Origin of the sequence: Pseudoalteromonas sp. AS84, from assembly GCF_038900255.1 — a bacterium.
In the GTDB taxonomy this organism is placed as follows: Bacteria; Pseudomonadota; Gammaproteobacteria; order Enterobacterales; family Alteromonadaceae; genus Pseudoalteromonas.
Genome location: NZ_JBBMQY010000004.1, coordinates 1 through 20,920 on the forward strand (window position 1 = coordinate 1; position 20,920 = coordinate 20,920).

The 20,920-nt window shown below is 39.3% G+C and carries 18 protein-coding genes; 4 read left to right on the top strand and 14 right to left on the bottom strand.

Annotated features, from left to right (window positions below):
• The first annotated feature begins 557 nt into the window (after window positions 1-557).
• Window positions 558-2,204, top strand: a complete 1,647-nt coding sequence (locus tag WNY79_RS05675; RefSeq protein WP_342875357.1) for a response regulator — start codon at window positions 558-560, stop codon at window positions 2,202-2,204.
• A 4-nt stretch (window positions 2,205-2,208) separates the two neighbouring features.
• Here the strand turns inward: WNY79_RS05675 and msrB are convergent, their stop codons facing one another.
• The 10 genes from msrB to WNY79_RS05725 form a co-directional block, all read right to left on the bottom strand.
• Window positions 2,209-2,649 (bottom strand): peptide-methionine (R)-S-oxide reductase MsrB, encoded by a 441-nt coding sequence (gene msrB / locus WNY79_RS05680; RefSeq protein ID WP_024600689.1) that lies wholly within the window; start codon window positions 2,647-2,649, stop codon window positions 2,209-2,211.
• Between the two features lie 147 nt (window positions 2,650-2,796).
• Window positions 2,797-3,237, bottom strand: coding sequence for a hypothetical protein (locus WNY79_RS05685; RefSeq protein ID WP_342875358.1), 441 nt, complete (start codon window positions 3,235-3,237; stop codon window positions 2,797-2,799).
• A gap of 2 nt (window positions 3,238-3,239) precedes the next feature.
• Window positions 3,240-3,758, bottom strand: coding sequence for a DUF2919 domain-containing protein (locus tag WNY79_RS05690; protein ID WP_076924847.1), 519 nt, complete (start codon window positions 3,756-3,758; stop codon window positions 3,240-3,242).
• A 10-nt stretch (window positions 3,759-3,768) separates the two neighbouring features.
• Window positions 3,769-5,787 carry an NAD-dependent DNA ligase LigA gene (ligA, locus tag WNY79_RS05695; RefSeq protein WP_170072197.1) on the bottom strand — a complete coding sequence of 673 codons (2,019 nt, stop codon included), beginning with the start codon at window positions 5,785-5,787 and terminating at the stop codon, window positions 3,769-3,771.
• 80 nt (window positions 5,788-5,867) lie between these two features.
• The gene (zipA, locus tag WNY79_RS05700) at window positions 5,868-6,635 is read right to left on the bottom strand and encodes a cell division protein ZipA (protein WP_197185887.1); all 768 of its coding nucleotides are present in this window, start codon (window positions 6,633-6,635) and stop codon (window positions 5,868-5,870) included.
• 74 nt (window positions 6,636-6,709) lie between these two features.
• Complete coding sequence (locus WNY79_RS05705; protein ID WP_342875359.1) at window positions 6,710-10,111, bottom strand: AAA family ATPase; 3,402 nt, start codon at window positions 10,109-10,111, stop codon at window positions 6,710-6,712.
• Between the two features lie 68 nt (window positions 10,112-10,179).
• Window positions 10,180-10,911, bottom strand: coding sequence for an RNA methyltransferase (locus tag WNY79_RS05710; protein WP_024600683.1), 732 nt, complete (start codon window positions 10,909-10,911; stop codon window positions 10,180-10,182).
• A 76-nt stretch (window positions 10,912-10,987) separates the two neighbouring features.
• Window positions 10,988-13,024 (bottom strand): FUSC family protein, encoded by a 2,037-nt coding sequence (locus WNY79_RS05715; protein ID WP_342875360.1) that lies wholly within the window; start codon window positions 13,022-13,024, stop codon window positions 10,988-10,990.
• A 10-nt stretch (window positions 13,025-13,034) separates the two neighbouring features.
• The gene (locus tag WNY79_RS05720) at window positions 13,035-13,895 is read right to left on the bottom strand and encodes an HlyD family secretion protein (RefSeq protein ID WP_342875361.1); all 861 of its coding nucleotides are present in this window, start codon (window positions 13,893-13,895) and stop codon (window positions 13,035-13,037) included.
• Between the two features lie 5 nt (window positions 13,896-13,900).
• Entirely contained in the window at window positions 13,901-14,104 is a 204-nt protein-coding gene (locus WNY79_RS05725; RefSeq protein ID WP_024600681.1) for a DUF1656 domain-containing protein, read from the bottom strand.
• A gap of 234 nt (window positions 14,105-14,338) precedes the next feature.
• On the opposite strand from WNY79_RS05725, the gene WNY79_RS05730 reads away from it, so the two are divergent.
• Genes WNY79_RS05730 through WNY79_RS05740 form a run of 3 tightly spaced genes read left to right on the top strand, consistent with a single transcriptional unit; the run spans window position 14,339 to window position 16,865 of the window.
• Complete coding sequence (locus tag WNY79_RS05730; RefSeq protein WP_342875362.1) at window positions 14,339-15,448, top strand: YjgN family protein; 1,110 nt, start codon at window positions 14,339-14,341, stop codon at window positions 15,446-15,448.
• A 9-nt stretch (window positions 15,449-15,457) separates the two neighbouring features.
• The gene (locus WNY79_RS05735; RefSeq protein ID WP_076924843.1) at window positions 15,458-16,480 is read left to right on the top strand and encodes a M48 family metallopeptidase; all 1,023 of its coding nucleotides are present in this window, start codon (window positions 15,458-15,460) and stop codon (window positions 16,478-16,480) included.
• Complete coding sequence (locus tag WNY79_RS05740) at window positions 16,467-16,865, top strand: DoxX-like family protein (RefSeq protein ID WP_197185883.1); 399 nt, start codon at window positions 16,467-16,469, stop codon at window positions 16,863-16,865. The genes WNY79_RS05735 and WNY79_RS05740 overlap by 14 nt, the downstream gene beginning before the upstream one ends.
• A gap of 54 nt (window positions 16,866-16,919) precedes the next feature.
• Here the strand turns inward: WNY79_RS05740 and speB are convergent, their stop codons facing one another.
• The 4 genes from speB to WNY79_RS05760 all read right to left on the bottom strand — a co-directional run bounded on the left by speB (window position 16,920) and on the right by WNY79_RS05760 (window position 20,920).
• Window positions 16,920-17,843 (bottom strand): agmatinase, encoded by a 924-nt coding sequence (gene speB / locus WNY79_RS05745; protein ID WP_007583987.1) that lies wholly within the window; start codon window positions 17,841-17,843, stop codon window positions 16,920-16,922.
• 3 nt (window positions 17,844-17,846) lie between these two features.
• Window positions 17,847-19,760, bottom strand: a complete 1,914-nt coding sequence (gene speA / locus WNY79_RS05750; RefSeq protein ID WP_076924841.1) for a biosynthetic arginine decarboxylase — start codon at window positions 19,758-19,760, stop codon at window positions 17,847-17,849.
• 257 nt (window positions 19,761-20,017) lie between these two features.
• Entirely contained in the window at window positions 20,018-20,515 is a 498-nt protein-coding gene (locus WNY79_RS05755; protein WP_342875363.1) for a hypothetical protein, read from the bottom strand.
• A 72-nt stretch (window positions 20,516-20,587) separates the two neighbouring features.
• Window positions 20,588-20,920 (bottom strand): YnfA family protein, encoded by a 333-nt coding sequence (locus tag WNY79_RS05760; RefSeq protein WP_197185880.1) that lies wholly within the window; start codon window positions 20,918-20,920, stop codon window positions 20,588-20,590.

Genomic DNA, 20,920 nt, shown 5'->3' on the forward strand with positions numbered 1-20,920 from the left:
TAGCTCAGTTGGGAGAGCATCGCCCTTACAAGGCGAGGGTCACTGGTTCAAGTCCAGTATCACCCACCACATATAAATACCATCAGACAACTCTTTATATGATAACTTCTCTAGTAATAAATCCTCTTTCCTATGTTAAAAGTATTTAATAACTTTATAAAAACTCAATATATAAATCGTATGTAATTAACTTAGCCTTAAGAAAAAGAGCATCGCCACCCTTTACAAGTAATGACGAGGGTCACTGGTATCAAGCCAAGTAATCACCCACCACATATAAGCACCATCAGATAATTTATCTAATAACTCCTTTAATGATAACTTCTCTAGTAATAACTCTTTCTTCCCATATTAAATACATTTCATATTTTTATTAAAATCTAAGTTTCTATATCAAAGCACTCATCAAATATGTTATTCGGCTCAGTACTTTCGTAGTTAGATAAACGTATTAGGCAAAGTTAAGTACCTAATAAATACAGCTATCATTTAAATTCCCTTGTAAGCAGTTAAACTGTTGATTATAGTCTGTGTTAAATACAATTACGCTTAAGCCAATGCCAACTAAGATTTATTCAAAAGCCAAAATACTTATAGTCGAGGAGCAACCACTTGCCCAAAGCTACATGAAACAATCGTTAGAAAGGCTTGGCTTTCGGCAGTTGCGCTTTGCCGATCATGCAAACTCTGCAAAAGATCAGTGTTTAAGTGAAGAATTTGATCTAATAGTTTGCTCATTTAACTTAAATAAACACCAAGATGGCTACCAACTTTATGAAGAGCTACGTGTAAAACATCTTATAAAAAGCTCGACTGGCTTTATCTTCATCTCAGCAGAAACAAGTGGTTCACTAGTTCATAGTGTTCTTGAACTCCAACCTGATGACTTTTTAGTTAAACCTTTTACAGTGCAAGAGCTCAAAACACGCATTGAACGAATTTTAAAGCGTAAGCACGACTTACAAACAATGTATTCATTAATTGATGATGGTAACGATTCAAAAGCTATTAAGTTTATTGATACCGCTCTGGATAAAAAAAATAATAATTACAGTCCTATCCTACTTCGCCTAAAAGGCGATGCCCTACTTCGTTTAAAACGAGCTCAGGATGCAAAAGACTTTTTTAAGTCTGTTCTCGACATTCAAAAATTTGCTTGGGCAAAAGTAGGCTTAGTAGAGGCACTTATAGCGAATAACGAACATATTTTGGCGCAGCGAATGCTCAAAACAATGTTAGAGCGCCAAGAAACTCGTTTAGTAGCCTTGGATTTGTTGGGCCGATTAGAAATAAAGCTAAATCAGTTTGAGCTAGCACAAGAGTTTTTGAGCCAAGCCGCGGAAATTGCACCGCGAAATATCACACGTCAAAAATCGCTAAGTAATGTCTCGCTAATTAATCACGACTATGAAAAAAGCTATTTAACTCAAAAAGATATTGCCACCTTCGCAAAGCACTCCATACACGACCACCCCGATGTATATTTAAATGCAGCACGTGCAGGTATCGACTTTGCGCTAACGACTGATCAAACCGATCAAATTCAACGAATTTCTAGGCAAACTAATCAATACATTAATGATTTAAAAAAACAGTTTCCTAATAATACAAACCAAGCTCAAATTGATGTACTTAATGCACGGCTTCATTATTTAAAAGATGAGCACCAAAAAGCGAAAAAGCTAATTGAACAGCTTGATGATGACGATACTCATATCCGATCGGTTGATGGCGCACTTGATAAGGCAAAAGCATTTCATGAACTGGGGTTTCATCAAAAGGCGCAAACCTTATTTACACAAATAATTACCCACTGTGAAAGACACCCTGCAGTTAGCGACACAACCTACTTGCGTTATATTCAGCAGCAACAAAGTGAGCGACGCGATATTAAAATGGGGCCGAAAGAGCTTAATAACCATGCAGTTAATCAATTTAATAAAGGCCAATTAAATACTGCGCTAGAGGCTTTCACACAAGCGTTTAGAGTCATGCCTCGTAATCAAAGTATCGCACTTAATTTATTACAGTGCCTATTTGATTCAACCAAGCAATCAGGTAGTTCATTTAATATGGAACTTGCTAAAAGATGCTACGTCCTTCTTGATAAAGCTAAATTACAAGCAGATCAGACGCAGCGTTTAGATAAGATTTTGCACATAGCAAAAGAAATGAATTTAGATATTCAAAGCGCTAGTAAATAAAATATCAGAGCTTTTTCATTGATGCGGCATTAACGCAATAACGTAAACCCGTTGGTAATGGACCATCTGGAAAAATATGGCCTAAGTGCGAATCGCACACGTTACAAACCACCTCTATGCGCTCCATACCATGGCTTGTATCGCTTACATAGCCAATCGCTTCAATTGTCGCAGGTTGCGTAAATGACGGCCAACCAGTACCGCTATCAAACTTCTCATCAGCATCAAACAATAGATTATCACAGCAAATACACACATACTTACCAGGCTCAAGTAATGTACAACTACCCGAGCTATCTGGGCGCTCTGTTCCCTTTTTACGTGTTACGTAATATTCATCTTCTGATAATTGCATCCGCCACTGCTCGTCAGTTTTGACTACTTTTTTACTTGGGGTAGGATTGCCGTTGGTGGCAAAGTTAATAACATCATTCCACTTCAACATAATAGCCTCATTGAATAGTTGATTAACCATACTTAATAAATTTATAAAAAGTACGGTTAATTATTACGTTATTGAATACTCTAAAGATCAGCTAAAGAGTGTTGACCGTTTAAGGCTGAAATTGCCCAGCCGCAAAGCTAAATCGCCTTAGCTAAAGGTAATATTTTGCTTTTCTGAGTCGGTAAGTATTCGTTTAATAAAACTATCTAGTTCTGCTTTTTTTGCAGGTAAACTAACACTTATTTGGCGCTCGTTATTACTGTAAATTATTAGCTCGTCATCCTTTGTCGTTATGCGTTCAATACTCTCAATAAATAACCAATCTGGACCGTGCTTTTTATCAAAAAACCCCATCAAACTAAAAAGTAATAGGTGTTGGGCGTCTCGCTGAATAAAATCCTCTAACCTGTTCCTTGATTTAAATAAAGGCGTTAGCCTATAAACGCTTGAGCAAAAAACAAATACCCACAACCCAGATAGCGCTTTAAACCACATAAACTCTAAAAAATCAGTGCTAATCATTAAAATAATAAGCACTAAGCCTATTAGCGATATAGCTATCGCTATTTTTTTATTTACAGCGTCCACAACTAATCCTTTTTAAGTCGCTTTTTTTCTTCTGATGCTTTTTCTGTCGGCTCAGGCCAATCATTAAAGAAAACAGTTAAATAGCGGCTTTTCATCAAATACCACAGCACCCATAAAACAATCATCATTTGTACTGCTAAAAAAGATGAAAACCGATAATGACTATGTGCAGCTTGAATACTTAACCATGTTAAATCAACAACGGCACATAAAATAAGGGGCCAACGCATATGTCGCCATATTTTTGCTAACCTGTCGCTCGCACTGTGTGAATCTCGTGGCCTGCGTAAGCAAAATAAAATAGTCGGTATTATCGCAACGCTTCCAATTGCTATTGCGATAAAGAAATCATTTTTATTTTTAAAAAATAAAGACATTAAATCCAGTTCAGGTCTGCGGCTTAAAGCCGCTATAACCCAAATAAAATAGCCACGTAAAAGCACAATCACACTTAAATGAAATGCAATAGGCGTACGGTAACTTCCGTACTTATCCCAGTATTCTGGCCCATATCGGCTCATTATCGTTTTCCTAACCGTTATGCTTTATAAGCAACTCAATTAATTCATCTTCAGTTAGTATGTCTATGCCTAGGTCTTGTGCTTTTGTGAGTTTTGAACCTGCTTTTTCACCCGCCACTAACGCATCTGTTTTAGCCGATACGCTACCAGACACCTTAGCGCCCAATTGTTGTAATCGTGCTTTTGCATCATTGCGATTAAGTGTATTAAGCGTACCTGTAAGTACATATGTAAGCCCAGCGAGCGGTTGTTCTTCCTCAGAAGGTGCGCTCAACGCTGGCCAGTTTACGCCTTGATCTATCAGCGCATTAACAACCGCTAAATTATGCTCCTCATCGAAAAAACCACGAACATGAGCAGCTACTATTTCGCCCACGTCACTTACTTGCGTTAAACTATCAATGCTGGCATTTATTACATTTTCAAGGGTTAGAAAGTGATTAGCTAAATTTTGTGCCGTCGCTTCGCCCGCCTCACGAATACCCAGTGAATATAAAAACTTAGCAAGCGTAGTGCCTTTAGCCTCTTCAAGTGCTGTTACTAAGTTTTTAGCTGACTTAGGTCCCATACGTTCAAGCGACTCAAAATGTCCTTGCTTTAAAATAAACAAATCCGCAGGTGTTTTTATAAGTTCTCTATCTACTAGCTGATCAACAATTTTATCGCCAAGACCGTCTATATCAAGCGCTTTGCGCGAAGCAAAGTGCTTAATAGCTTGCTTTCGCTGTGCAGGACATACAAGCCCACCCGTACACCGGGCTACAGCTTCGCCTTCAACCTTTTCAACATGAGAATCACAGATTGGGCAAGTCGTCGGGAATTCAATGTCTCTGGCGTCATCAGGGCGACGCTCAAGTACAACTTGTGTTATTTGCGGGATCACGTCCCCAGCGCGGCGAATAATAACTGTATCACCTACTTTGACGCCCAAACGTGCAACTTCATCACTGTTATGAAGCGTTGCATTTGATACGGTAACGCCACCCACAAAAACAGGCTTCAAACGTGCAACCGGTGTAATGGCGCCAGTACGACCGACTTGAAAATCAACATCAAGTAATTGGGTTATTTCCTCTTGCGCCGGGAACTTATATGCAATGGCCCAACGAGGAGCACGTGCTACAAAGCCTAAACGCTCTTGTAAGGTCTTTTGATTGATTTTTATTACTACACCATCAATTTCATATTTAAGCTCACTGCGACGCGTTAAAATATCGCTGTAGTACGCAAGCGCGGCTTTTGGACCTTCAACTAATTTTGTTTCTGGGCACAAAGGTAGCCCCCAATCAGTCAGTTTTTCTAATTGCTGATAATGATCCTCAGGAATATTGCCATCAGCCACAAGCCCGGTACTGTAGGCATAAAACATGAGTGGGCGTTTAGCGGTAATTTTAGAGTCGAGTTGGCGTAAACTACCTGCCGCTGCGTTACGCGGATTAACAAATACTTTTTCACCGCGTTTTTCTGCTTCAGTATTTAGTTTGTCAAAGCCAGCGCTGTCCATAAATACTTCACCGCGCACTTCTAGCTCTTTCGGGTAATCGCCACGCAGTTTAAGTGGTACATTACGAATTGTTTTTACATTTTGAGTAATGTTTTCACCAGTAAAACCATCACCTCGTGTCGCTGCTTGTACAAGCACACCATCGCGATAAATAATTGAGACTGCCAAACCATCAAGTTTTGGCTCACAACAAAAAGTAAGCTCATCGGTACTCATTAAGCGCTCTTTAATACGGCGATTAAACGCAGTAAATTCTTCTTCACTAAAGGCGTTATCAAGTGAGAGCATGGGTACTTGGTGAGCTACTTGCTCAAACTTACTAAGTGCTGCACCACCTACTTTTTGTGTCGGTGAGTCGGCGGTTAAAAATTCAGGGTGCTCGGTTTCTAGTGCGCTTAGTTCGCGTAATAACCTATCGTATTCAGAATCAGGAATGCTGGGGGTGTCGAGCACATAATAGTTATAGTTGTGTTGCTCTAATATAGTACGAAGATGATTAACTTGCTCACTAATGCTGCTAGACATTTAAACCTCAATAAACATAAAAAAAGCCACTTTGACGATTCACCGTCCAGTGGCTTATAAAAATATAATGTGTGCGTTATTTACGCTGAAAAAGAACGGACCTGCTCAACATATTGTCTTACGCGATCTACGGTCATTTCATTTCGCTCAGCATCTAAAATTTGTGCACCAAATTCATCCGCTAACTTTTTAGCTGCGCTGTGCAACATATTAAATGCAGCTAGGCCATCGCCGTCGCACGGTAACGTCATAAATAAGCTTACCCCAGCGGTACTAAATTGTTCCATATTATCAATATCAAACGTACCTGGGTTGTACATATTTACTAATCTAAATAAAACAGGGCCTTGACCAGCAGGATCTAAGTGGCGATTAAAAAAACCTTCCTCAGAATATTTAAAACCTAAAGTATTAACTGCTGGCAATAATTTACTACCCTGCATGCTAAGCTCTTCTGGCATTTGAATATGTACGATAACAAAGTCAGACATTTGAGCTGGTGCATCTTCAGCGCTTTGCTCTTTTTCTTCTTGGTCATCCACTATTTCTAGGTCATCTTCAATCGGCACTTCTGGCACGCTTGTATCAATTTGCGGCTCATTTGCATCAAAGTTAAGCTCACCAAATTGTGGCTCATCTCGTTCGTTTTGCATTGGCTCTGTTGGCTCAGCCTCAGTACGAAACGGTTTAGATGAAGCTGATGCGCTTTCTTGTAATGGCTCAACCCGTTCGTTATCAGATACTTCTGGGCGGTCTTTTTTTCTAACAGACCACAATCCATGTATTAATAAACCACCAATGACAACTACACTGATAATGATTAAAACCCATCTTAATTGTTCGGCCATCCCCTCACCTTTTATTATTTGATATGCCTAAAACCTGTATATTAATCAAAAACTAATATACTTGTTATAAAAATTTATGCATGTGCAAGTTGCACAGCTTGCTCTATATCTACAGCAACCATTCGCGATACGCCAGGTTCTGCCATAGTAACACCTGTTAATCTACCTGCCATTTCCATCGCAATTTTATTATGACTAATATAAATAAACTGCACTGATTGTGACATTTCTTCAACCAAACGGCAAAAACGCACAACGTTGGCATCATCCAATGGTGCATCTACTTCGTCCAGCATACAGAAAGGAGCTGGATTGAGCCTGAATATAGAAAACACTAATGATAATGCGGTCAGCGCTTTTTCTCCACCACTTAACAAATGAATTGTTGAATTTTTCTTACCAGGTGGTCGTGCCATTATACTAACACCACTTTCGAGTAAATCGTCACTGGTTAATTCTAAATACGCACTACCACCACCAAAAACTTTAGGAAATAGTTCAGCGAAGTCTTCGTTAACTTGATCGAACGTCGCTTTAAAGCGTGTTTTGGTTTCAATATCAATTTTACGAATTGCACCTTCAAGGGTACTTAACGCTTTTGTTAAATCATCTAATTGATTATCAAGATAATCACTACGAGCTTTGGCTAAATCAAACTCTTCTATTGCCGCTAAGTTTACTGCACCTAATTTATTTAACTGATTAGTAAATCCGGTTAACTGATTTTGCGCCGCACTTAAATTCAATGAATCTGGTAATTCATCAAGTATTGCTTTTAAGCTTTGTTTCAATTCTTCTAATGGCTCGAGCGCAACTTGCGCTTTTATTAATAAGCTTTGCTCTTCAATTGTTAACTTTTGATGCTGCTCTTGCAAGCCCGCCAGCTCGCTTTGCGAACTTTTAAGGCTTGCCTGTTTGGTATTTAAGCTTTCTTTAGCCTGAGCTAATTCTTTTTGTAGTAATATCAGCGCCTGCTCACCTTTTTGATGTTGCGCTAAAAGCTGCGTTATTTTATCGCCCAGTTCTTGCTCTGGTATAAGCAGCTCTTCTATTTCATTAAGTAGTTCTTGCGCACCTTCAGATGCACTAATGTGCTCCTGCTCTGCATGGCTCAATTTGGTTTGGCTTAACTGCCATTCACTGCGTGCCTTTTGCTCTGAGAGCGTTGCCTTATGCGCTTGCGTTTTATATTGCTCAAGCATGCTTAATGCTTCGCTATAACTTTTATCACTTTGTGAGCGCAGGCTATTTGCAGCGTCTACCTCATCCGTTAAGTTGAGTTGCTGCTCATTTAACACTTCAAATTGCTCTGTTTGCTCATCAAGCACGGTATTTAATTGCAAAAGCACAGTAGTTAATTGCTGTTTTTGTTGCTGTAGCTTTTCTAGTTGCAGCTTAAAGTGCGCTACTTGCTGTTTAAGCATATCACTGCGAGTACCGGCTACTGCTATATTTTGCGCAAGCTCATGTATGGCTTCTTTAAGCTCGTTTTGGTCGTTAATTAACTTTACTTGCTCGGCTGTATGTTCATCACGAGTACGCGTTACTTGTTTTAGCTCATCCTCGGTATTGGTTAACTGCTGAGCTTTATCCTGCAATTGCTTATGTTTTAAAAGCAATGAGTTTTCTGCATTTCGATCAGCACTTACATGCCAGTTACGACCATATAAAGCACCGTTTTTATCCATAATGGCTGTATAAAAAGCATCGTTTAAGAGCGTTAAATCACCGCTCTCGCTATAAGCAATACGCGTTAAATGTTCTGGATAAACACCGCTTGTTATGAGTGCCGATAAGCTATTTTCAGCAATGTGCTTACCACTCATTGGCCACACACTATTATCAGCTTGCTGCTCACTTACATTTAAGTGCTCTAGCGATTTAAGTGCTTGCTCTATTAAGGGCTCAAAGCCTTCTTTAACACTTAGCTGATTAAACAAACCATGAGTACTTTCACTTTCTTCATCAAGCCCTAATGTACTTTTAAGCCCCGTTATACTGGCTTTTAACTCGTTTATTGTTTGAGTAAGCGTCGAATATTGCTTCTGTGAGTTATTAACAAGCTCATTTTGTAATTCAAGCTTAGCACTGCACTGCGTGTGCGCTGTTTGTTTAGCGGCAAGTTCTTGAGTTAATGTTTGTGTTTGCTGTTTTTGCTCTGTTAATTGTTGCTCTACATCACTACTTTGTAGATCCGTAAGCTGCGCATTTGACAGATCAATTTGCTCGTTAACGTGGCTTATTTGCTGCTGAGTTTGTTTGATGTGACTGCTATGCAGTTGTGCATTATTCTTAAGTTGTTGCTGTTGCTCACACAAAGTTTGCCAGTGTGTATTGTGGCGCAGTTTCAGTGCTAATAATTCCTCAAGCTCATGTGTTAACGTCTTAACTTGCTCTTCGCACATTAAAGCGTTTTCACTTGCTTCTTGCAGGGTTTCATTTAGTTGTTCACACACAATCTGCTGCTGCGTTTTAATCTCCGTACTATGAGTTTGGCGCTGCTGTAATTTAATTAAATTTTGTTTAAGCGTTTGAGTTTGTTGCTTTACATTTATTTGTTGTTGCTCAGCGCGGGTAAGCTCGGTGTGTATTACATGTTGCTGGTGCTGTGCATAGCTTAATTTATCTTGCTGAGCTTGTACTTGACCTTCTAAGCTTGCAAGTACATCGTCATGCCCTGAGTTAGCGGTTTTAAAAAACGAAACTTGGTCGTTCAGTTTTTTAATTTGAGTACTTTTTTCTAATTGCTGCTGGTGTAACTTTTGCCATTTTAAAACCGCAATTTGCCCTTTTAGCATGCGTTCTTGCGCTTTTAGCTCCCGGTATTTTTTTGCATCAACCGACTGCACAGCTAATTTATCTAACTGGCTTTGCAGCTCTTTACGCACATCTAACAAACGTTCAAGGTTTTCGCGGGTGCTTTTAATACGTGTTTGGGTTTCGCGGCGGCGTTCTTTGTATTTAGAAACGCCGGCGGCTTCTTCTAAAAATACGCGTAATTCTTGTGGTTTACTTTCTATTAAGCGCGAGATCATGCCTTGTTCAATAATCGCGTAACTTCGCGGACCAAGACCGGTACCTAAAAATATATCGGTAATATCGCGCTTACGACATTTACTACCGTTTAAAAAATACAGTGACTGACCGTCACGCGTTACTAGACGCTTAATGGCAACTTGGTTTCTGTCGGCAAATGTATTTGAAGGGCTACCTTTATCGTTATCAAAAACAAGCTCTACAGAGGCTTGCGATATGGCTTTTCGATTAGTTGAACCATTAAAAATAACGTCGGTCATGGCATCGCCACGCAGATTTTTAGCAGAGCTTTCACCTAGCACCCATCGCACTGCATCAATAACGTTAGATTTGCCACAGCCATTAGGGCCTACAACACACGTCATTTGATCAGGAAATGGAATTTTAGTGGGCTCTACAAACGATTTAAAGCCCGCTAATTTAATAGTGCTTAAGCGCATCTGATTGTTATTACCAATTTATTATTGTTATTTGTCATAAACAATTTAACCCATAATTTACTAATAGATTAAGCTTGTCGTTTAAAGTTATCTAAAATGATACCGGTCGCCATTGCAACATTAAGCGACTCTGCACCACCAAAAGCAGGTATGGTTATTTTGTCGCTCACTAATTTTGCACACTGCTCGCGTATTCCATGCGATTCACTGCCCATTAGTAAAACGCCTGAGCCCGTAAATTGGGTTTTATGTACGCTTTGTCCATCTAAAAAAGCACCGTAAACAGGTAACTTTAAAGAGCGTAAGTAATCAGGTAAATCTACTTGGCTTACCGATACCCTTACAAATGAGCCCATTGTGGCGCTAATTGTTTTAGGGTTGTAAGCGTCTGCGCTGTCGGTGCTAGTTACTATATGTTTAATACCGTACCAATCAGCTACTCTAATTATTGTGCCTAAGTTACCAGGGTCTGATACGCCATCAAGCGCGAGTATTAAGCCACTTGCTTTAGGTAGCTCTGCATTTGGCATATCAACAATAGCAATGGCTGCATTATTGCTAACTAGCGTGCTGGCTTTGGTGAGGGTCTCTTCATCCGCTTCAATAAAATTAGCGTGCTGATACTCACCTTGGTACGCATTTATAAATTCGTTTGTAGCAAAAATATTAACCGCATTTAATGGGCTGTTTAATAACTCAAGTACGTTTTTTTCACCCTGTACAAGGTATTGATTATATTGCTTTCGGTACTTTTTTTGGCCAAGTTGGCGAATAAGTTTGAGTTGGTTTTTTGAAATCATAGCAGCCCCATAAAATTGTCCATTAAGTATAACAGATTTCGTTATAACATCTGAACTCGAAAAGCAGCGAATAGGGTTAATTAATCTTGCTGGCACTTCTTTCAAAGGTCAGGTTAATACGAATAAACATACCTTTAATTGCTTCTAATTGGTTTGAATCATCAACGGTTGCTGCTAATTCGTTATAAAGATTATCAGACGCTTGCTTAAAGTTTTCATCAAACTTGCCTTTGGTTGCCAACATAAATGCACTAGCCAACGTGCGTTGCCACTCATTTAAATATTTGAGTGTGGTACCACCAGCAAGGTTCTCGCAAATTGAGTTTAATCGTATTGAAGCATGCCCTAAGTTTAAACCTGTTAATGCAAGGTCAGTAATGGCCCGTGTGTGTGAGCCCTGATCATAATTAGTTAAGCGTATTAATCTATCTGCCATGCGGCGGTTATACCAAATAGTAGGGGTTTGATGAGTATTTATTTCGAGTAAATCTTTGTAAGTTGCTTTAAAAACACGATGAACAAGTAACTGAACACTGGGGCCGGTAAATAACTGAAAAATCCAAAATAAAATACTCACGCCAGCAAAAATAGCGATTGCAGAGCTCAATGTATAATCAATTGAAAACGCTAGGCTCATATCCGTGCTGGGTCTAACCAAAATAGTAAATGGAATACAAAACCCTAAGCCGTATGGCAATGTTTGTTGCTCAGCTAAAAGCAGTAAACCAAGAAAATACGGACCCGCTAATACAAGTAATAATATTTCTAGTTGCCCACCACTTTGCGACAGTAAATTTAGCGCATAAAAAACAGTCACAAAAGTAGCAACAATTATACCTGCCAATAAACGTTTTATTACCACCTGCAAAATAGCTAACGGTATTCGCGCTAACATTATCGAAAAAATCACCGGTAAAATCATTATTAATAATGCAGCTGAAGACCCTGTATTAACCCAAATAAATGCGCCGATAGAAAAGACCAAAGCAGTTCTAAACCCTACTATAATGCCAGCCAATGGGTCGCGATATGTAAGCATACTAGGTGCATTTAACAATGTTTTATCGCGTTGCTCTAAAGCTCTGTAAGCCCGCAGTAAAATTGTTAAATCGTTAGCCACTTCCATGCTCACATTGAGCATGTGAGATTCAAATGGCGAATCACACACCGTATTTGCTCTATAGTCGGTTAGCTCTTTACGCAGGGCTTTAATCTGCTCGGCGCAGTAATCAAAATCGTCAGATTCTTTAATTTGTGCGAATACGTTTTTAAGTTTACTTATTAATTTGTCTAATGTAGGAGTAATAAGGTCTGAGTGGTTTCGTTGTAGGCGACCAATTATTTGAATTGAAGCCAGTAAAGAAAGTACTTTTTGCGACAATTGATTTGCCGCACGCGAGCGTCCGGGGCCTTTCGGTCCTTCGTACCTCACTGCGCTAGAGTCTTCATTTATAGACCCTAACGTTGCCATAATGCCATCTATTTGGTGATGGCGATTTTCGTGCGATCCTTTAGAATCAAGTTCCGTTACTAAATAATCTAAAGTTTGATTTATAACCGACCGTGCTTGTGCTTGCAGTAAATGTTTAACTTTTACTGGCCAAAATAAATGGCTAACAATGCCCGCACAAATCGACCCAATCACTATTTCGCTTACTCGCGCCTGAGCAATATCAAATATACTTTGACTGCTCACCATTGCCGGTGTAACCATAACTAAAAGTACGATAATAGCGGCGGTAACCCCTGCCATAGCAAATGCATAAATAAAGTTTGCTTGGCGCACCATTGCCGATAACGCAGAGTTTACCCCTAACCATAAAGCAAGTGCACTTAACGCTAAATAAGGATAAAGAATTAACTGGGTTAAAAGCAGTATGCCAAATAAACCACCTATTATGGTGCCTATTATTTGGCATATTGCTTTTTCAATAACGAGTCCGCTTTGTGGGCGTAATTGCAAAAATATAGCTGATACTAGCGCCCAATAAGGTCTATCAAGATTAAGCGACATAGCAATAGTCAGCGCCATTACCATCGCAATAACGCCCTTAACAGCAAAAATAATTGCCTGTTTTTTAGGAAAAAACAAATTCCTCAATACATCACCCAAAGCATTCTCCCTATTGAGTATTTAGATGTATTGTGGCGGTCATTCCGGCGCTAAGTTGTACATCCTCTGGCACCGAATCTAGTTTTATATCAACAGGAATTCGCTGAGATAAACGCACCCAATTAAATGTTTGCTGCACCACGGGTAAAAGTTGTGTATTACTTTGTGTGTTTGTATTTGCAATAGCTTTACCCACACTAATCACATGGCCGGTTAAAGCCTTGCCACCGCTTAACAGTGATATTTTAGCTTTTTGATTATCATGTATTAAAGGGATTTTGGTTTCTTCAAAGTAACCCGTAACGTAAAACGAGCCTGATTTTATAATGGCAAATACTGATGTGCCTTGAGCTACGTAATTACCTTGGCGTAAGTTTAAATTAATAATTTGCCCACTAACGGGGGCATACACTTTTGTTCTATCAAAGTTAAGTTGAGCTATAGCTTGATCTGTTTTTGCAAGTTCATAATTGGCTTTTGCTATTTTTGAATTAATGCGTGTTGACTCAAGCCCTTCTTCACTAATTGCTTGCTGAGTGTTTAAACCTTTTCGGCGCTCTAGTTTATGTTTTGCCAACTCCCAGGTGTATAAAGCATTTTCAGTAGTCGCTTTACTCCTATCAAGTGCCGCTTGGTAGCGTTTGTTGTCAACACTAAAAAGTAAGTCACCTTTTTTTATATTTTGACCATCTTTAATGTTTAGCCCAGTTACCCATCCCGACACATCGGGCGAAACGGTGACTATTTCAGCTCGAATACGGCCGTCTCGAGTCCAAGGAGTATGCATGTAATCAGTCCATACCCATCGTCCAGCAAATACAGCGGCTATAACAACGATTATGGTTAAAAGTATACGTAGATATTTTGTCATCTAATTTATCTTCCACTGAGTAGGTAAACGGTTAAGGCCAAATAACAAATAAATAAAGACACCTCAAACCAAGCCACCTTCCAAATACGATCGTGCCAATCTAAACGATGTAATATAAAACGTGTAATGGCTGTTAAAATAAAAGCGATAGGAAAGTAAATAATCAAAGGGCTAAACTCTACCCCGCCTAAAACAACAGCTTGCAGCATAATAAAAGTCCATACGTGTTTAAAAACGGTTAAAAGTAGAGTGCGATAAAGCAGATAACTAATTATATTAATTTTGTGCTTAATTTAAAATTAATAGCCACACAGTTTTAAGCCTACTGGTATTACTTATAGTCTTTTAATCAGCCACTTGCAAAACTGTGGTGTAATTATAAACATTGAATTTTGCACCAAATTTAGGTAAATTAACAAAAAAACAACATGGATATAATTTTAATGGAATCAATACACCCTACTCCCCCTAAAACAAACCCTCCAGTAAATGAACCCGCTAAACCAATTTTTAGCGGTAAAGTGCAATTTAGCGGTAAAGGTGGTGAGTTTTTTGGCATTTGGATTGTAAATATATTACTTAGTGTTATTACTCTCGGCATATACTCAGCGTGGGCTAAAGTACGTACACACCGATACTTCTACGGCCATACTCGTATAGATGGACATAGCTTTGACTATCTAGCAACGCCAATACAAATTTTAAAAGGCCGGATTTTAGCGGTTATTGTGTTTTTTATTTACACATTCTCTATCAGCTTTATGCCTATACTAGGCCTGTTTATTGCGATTGGTTTTATCTTTTTAATGCCATGGATTATTAACCAAGGTTTACGTTTTAATCTACGTATGACGCGCCATCGTAATGTTCGCTTTGCTTTTAAAGGCAGTTATGGCGAAGCTTTTGTTAACTTTATACTTTTACCTATTGCCAGCGTATTTACACTTTATTTATTAATGCCTTATGTTATAAAACGTATTGATAGCTATATCCATAGCAACATTAGTTACGGTGACAAACCACTTACTGTAAATCTAAAAGGCGAAACCTATTACCTAACAGCGCTTATTTGCTTTGTAGTGAGCTCTATCACTATGGTGGTATTTATGGGGATTTTAGGATTATTTGGCCTCAATTTAATAGATATTGAAAATCAACAAAATTTAGAAAACTCTGCAGCTATGGTTATGCTTCCTATATTTATGACTATTGCCTACGTGCTGATGATTGCTATTGTTTCAGCTGTATGGCACGCCGCTATTCGTAATCACATTTTTGATAACAGCCATTTTGAAGGCGTTGCTACATTTAAATCAGAGCTAAAACCAATTCCTTTCGCAGTTTTATTACTCACTAATATGTTGGCTATTGTATTTTCTTTAGGGCTTGCATACCCATGGACAAAAGTACGCACATCAAAAATGCTTGCAGATGTAACTAACGTCACTATTTATCCTGGTGCATTGAATCTGATTGATACCGAGCAGGATCAGCAATCATCATTTGCTGAAGAAGCTGCAAACGTATTCGATATTGACCTTTCTTTAACTTAAGAGCTCACCATGCATGTAAAGGGACATTTTTTTCCCAAAGCATCGAGTAATTATCAGGTGTGTGTGGCAACTATTAGCGACACACACATTGAAATTATTGACGATGAATATGTTATTGCTCGCCACGCAATCACAAGTCTTAACTTAAGTTCGGGAATGGCTGGACTTGCTGACGAACTAGACTTCGAAGATGGCAGTCGTTTTATTCCACTTGATGTAAATTACAGATGGCCATTTAAAGAAAATAACCATCACGTAATGGAACGCCTCGAAAAAAGTAAATGGACCATTTTAGCCGCTGTCATATTTACACCATTGTTTATGTGGTTAGTGCTTTATAAAGCCGTACCGGCCATTGCTGTTTACAGTGTTGATACCCTGCCACGTAATGTTGTAGAGCAAATGGGTGAGCAGAGCTTTACATTAATTAAAAAGATTGCGCTTGACCCAAGTGAGCTGCCCGCAGAGCAGCAAGCTAAAGTACAAGCGCATTTCAAAAGTATGCTTAAGGCGTTATCGCTTGATCAATCGGTTTATAGATTATCATTTTATAAGTCAGACAGCTTTGGCGCTAATGCATTTGCACTGCCCCATGGTCGTATCGTGGTCACCGATGAGTTAGCTAATCTACTTGCCGATAAACCCAATGCGCTAAAAGCGGTATTGCTACACGAAATGGGCCATGTAGTGCATCAACATAGCGTACGTATTACAGCACAATCTGCCGCAAGTACGATTGTATTAGCGGTTGTATTTGGTGATTTAGAGGGTGTTGCAGAGGTTGCGCTAGGTACCGGTGCATCGTTTGCTCAGCAAGGGTTTTCACGTGATATGGAACGCGAAGCCGACAGCTTTGCACTTACCCAATTAGAATCATTGGGGTATTCGAGCAATGACTTTGCTGATGCAATAGAAGCCCTGCAAGAAAGCCATACCAGCGAAAACGAACACCTAGAAAAAGTGAATAACTTATTAGAATATTTATCTAGCCATCCAAGTGCACAAGAGCGTATTGACAATGCTAGGAAATAATCGTGGTTATATTCAACTTGCTCGCTACATAGTGAGTTTAAGTTGGATATACCACGGTTTTTTCCCAAAGCTTTATCACGTAGCGCCACTTGAAAAGTTAATGACGGGCAGTGCTGGTTTTTCAGCAGAAGTGTCTGACTTAATTACACGCTCGGCGGGTGTTGGCGAAATTATATTTGGACTGTGTTTATTTGTGTTTTATAAAAATAAACATCTAGTCACTTTAAATATATTAGCGCTTATTGGGCTTTTATTCGCTGTAGTTGTTATGCAGCCACAATTACTTATTGAAGCATTTAACCCTGTAACCACCAACTTGCCGCTTATTGGGCTAAGCTTTATTTGGTTAAAAGAGATTAAGCTGTTGAATAATCGATATCTCTAAATAAAAAAGGGTGTGCAAATGCATACCCTTTTTTGTAGTACTTAATTTGTAAAATTAGTACTTATTTTTATGCGTCCACAAATGCAATAATTCACTGGCAATTGTTGCTGCGGCAATGGCGGTAAGCTCGCTTTGGTCATACGAAGGTGATACCTCTACCACATCCATACCCACCATATTTATACCTTTTAGCGCACGCAGTACTTTAAGTACTTTATCTGATGTTAAACCACCACACACAGGAGTGCCTGTACCAGGCGCAAACGCAGGGTCTAAACAATCTATATCAAACGTTAAGTAAACAGGTAGGTCACCTACTCGTTCAAGTATTTGCGCTGCAATATCATTTGCATGTAAATCGTTGGCTTGCATTGCATCAATCACAGCAAATTCATGTTTGCTTTGATCAAAGTCGGTACGAATACCTATTTGGATACTGTGCTCAACATCTATAAGCCCTTCCATTGGTGCATGATAAAACATAGTGCCATGATCAAATCGCGATCCATTGCTGTAGGTATCGGTGTGCGCATCAAAATGCACTAACGCCATTTTGCCATGTATTTTTGCATGAGCACGTAATAGCGGAAGCGTCACAAAGTGATCCCCCCCTAAACCTAATAGCGTTTTACCTTGACGAAGTATTTGCTCAGCAGCCATTTCTAATTGCGCAGTAAAATACTCAGGGTCGCCAACAGGGTAAGTAAAGTCCCCTGCATCGGCCACTTTTAAGCGCTCAAACAACGGAAATGTCCACGGGTATTTAGTGTCTTCCCATGCTAAATGAACCGATGCACGACGAATTGCATCAGGACCTAAGCGCGCACCTGGACGGCCCGATGTCGCTAAATCAAATGGTAAGCCTAAAACCACTACGTCTGCATCAATTGCATTAATGTTTTGCACCATAGGACGACGTAAAAACGTCATCCCATTTGAGTACAATGAGTGATCTGCGTGACCAAACAAAGTTGACATTACTTATAACTCTTCTAAATAAGTGTAGCCGTCAAGGCCGCTTTGCAACTCGTCTAAAACGCTTTGCTGTTCGTGTTTTTCAATTTTAGTGCTTACTAACTGCTCGTATGATTGCTGAAAACTTTCAACATCTAAATGTACATAGCGCATCATATCGGCAACAGTGTCACCTTGGTTTATTTCGGTAATACTTGCAACGCCTTGCTCATCCATATTAACAATGGCGCTGTGCGTATCGCCAAACAAGTTATGCATATCACCTAAAATTTCTTGATAAGCACCCACCAAGAAAAAGCCCATTAAATAAGGCTTGTCAGCACTAAACTCTGGCACTGGTAGTGTGCTTTCAATACCTTGTCCATCTACGTAATGCTCAAGTGCACCGTCTGAGTCACAGGTTATATCAAGTAATACAGCACGTTTTTTTGGTGCTTCAGTTAAGCCACTTAATGGCAATACCGGAAACACTTGATCAATGCCCCATGCGTCTGGAAGCGATTGAAATAACGAGAAGTTTACAAAAAACTTATCGGCTAAACGTACGTTTAACTCGTCAATAATAGGACGATGAAAACGGTTTTTATTATCCATGTGCTTGTTAAGTTCATAACAAATACGAATATTAATTTGCTCAGCCCATGCACGTTGCGATAAATCAAGTAAACCTAGTGCAAATTGGTTATGCGCTTCAGCTAAATCACCTTGGCTGTCGTGATAAATCTCAATTAATGCACGGTCATCCGTTAAATCAGTTAACTGTACAAACGATGCCCACATGTTTTTTAATAACAGGGGTGCATCTGCTGCTGGCGCTACTAACTCTTCTGGCGTGTAACTTTCAGTACCAATAACATTAGAAATAAGCACAGCATGATGCGCCGTAAGCGCACGACCTGACTCAGAAATAATAGTCGGCATTGGTTGCTCATATTGCTTACATGTATCACCAATGGTGTACACAATGTTATTTGCGTACTCAGCTAAGCTGTAATTCATAGAGTTATGCGATTGGCTACGTGTGCCGTCGTAATCAACAGCTAAGCCACCACCTACATCAAGGCAATCAATTTCTGCGCCTAATTTGCGTAACTCACAGTAAAAACGCGCAGCTTCGCTTACACCTAAACGTACGTCACGAATGTTCGCCATTTGCGACCCTAAGTGAAAATGTACTAGCTGTAATAAATCAAGTTGGCCTGCGTCTTTTAAACGATTAACTACATGCAAAACTTGCGATGCAGATAAACCAAATTTTGATTTTTCGCCGCCACTCGCTTGCCATTTACCTTTACCTTGCGACGCTAAACGTACGCGAATACCAATGCGCGGTTTTACGTTAAGCTCTTTTGCTTGGCTAAGCACCATATCTAGCTCAGAAAGCTTTTCAAGTACGATATACACTTTATGACCTAGCTTTTCGCCAATAAGTGCTAAACGTACGTATTCTTTATCTTTGTAGCCATTACATACAATTACGGCGCTGGTTTTTTCAGCCAATGCTAATACTGTAAGTAGTTCAGGCTTGCTGCCGGCTTCTAAACCAAGTTGCTTTTTTTCTACTTGTGCTTGGCTTGCTACTATTTCTTCAACCACTTCACGTTGTTGGTTTACTTTTATTGGGTAAACTAATAGGTAGTCTTTAGGGTAACCATAGTTTTCAATCGCAGTATTAAATGCGCCGCATAAGCTGTGTACACGATGGTGTAAAATTTGCGGAAAACGAACTAAAGCAGGTAAGCTTAAGCCTTTATCTTGTAGTTGCTTTGCGATATCTGTTAATGCAATGGTTTGCTCTGGGGCATGAGCCTTGGGCGCAACATACACATCACCTTGATCATTTATACCAAAAAAACCTTGGCTCCAATGACGAACATTGTAGCTCGTACGAGCTTGTTCTAGTGATGTTGTTTCTTTCATTTATCTTTCTCTTTTATTTGATGAATGCCAATAGTGAGTATCGGCTGATTGCGCGCATTAAAAGAAAAATAGGGATTCAAGTCCAACAAGTATTTTTACTCGTAACGAGTAATTTTTAAGATTACAAATACCCATTTTATTACACAGCCAACGAGCCCTTAATTAATAAGGCTTAGCTGCTAATTAACTTTATAATTTAGCAGTATATAGTGGACTATGCAGGTGAGTTTCACTTCCAGAACTATATAAGTTTTTGTTTAATTGATTACTACTTTGGTTATTGAGTCTGCTTTTGAAGATGTAGATCCAAGTTTGCGCCATGCTTCGTACTTTTCACTTTTGAGCCATGTAATACCTATGTACTCTTCCCAATTAACAAAATCGAGAGTTTTATAGCGCTCATCTGCGCAGCCACCAGCGCCAAATGCAACTCTGCAAAGCGTTAATGTAAGATACGTGCCATCGTATTTAAGGCGTTTATTGCTTTGGTTTTCTGGGCAACTAGACAATAACCGAGTTGGTATATTTAAAACAATGCTTGCTGTTTTTATACTGCCTTCACTAGCAACTCGAGTGATGGACGAGCAACCTTGTAAATAAAATTCATTGTTATTAATAACAACATCAGGCGTTAATGGCTCCCACCAAGGCGTAGGTAGCGAGGTAGTAACATTGGTTTTTAAAGGATTTTTGCTACAAGCAGCTATCAAAACAAGGCAGCCAAAGAGTAAAAAAAGTGATTTGTAAATATTCATAATTGCCTTCCTATCTCTGCAGTTTAATTTATTTGAGTATAGGATATTTTAACAAAAGGAAATTGGACGAGATTAAACACTTTTAGGTGCAAAAATAATAATGGCCATACCAAGTAAAGCAACAGCTCCACCAATAACATCCCACATAGTGAGCTTTACGCCATCAACAACCCATAACCACAATAGCGCAACGCAAATATATACGCCGCCATAAGCTGCATATACACGACCAGCTGCATCAGGGTGAAGAGATAATAGCCAAGCAAATAAACCTAAACTTAAAGCCGCAGGAATTAAAAGTAATATACTTTTATCCTCTTTAAGCCAAAGATAAGGAAGGTAACAGCCAATAATTTCGGCAAGAGCGGTTATGACAAATAGCGCGATAGTTTTTACTTCAAACAT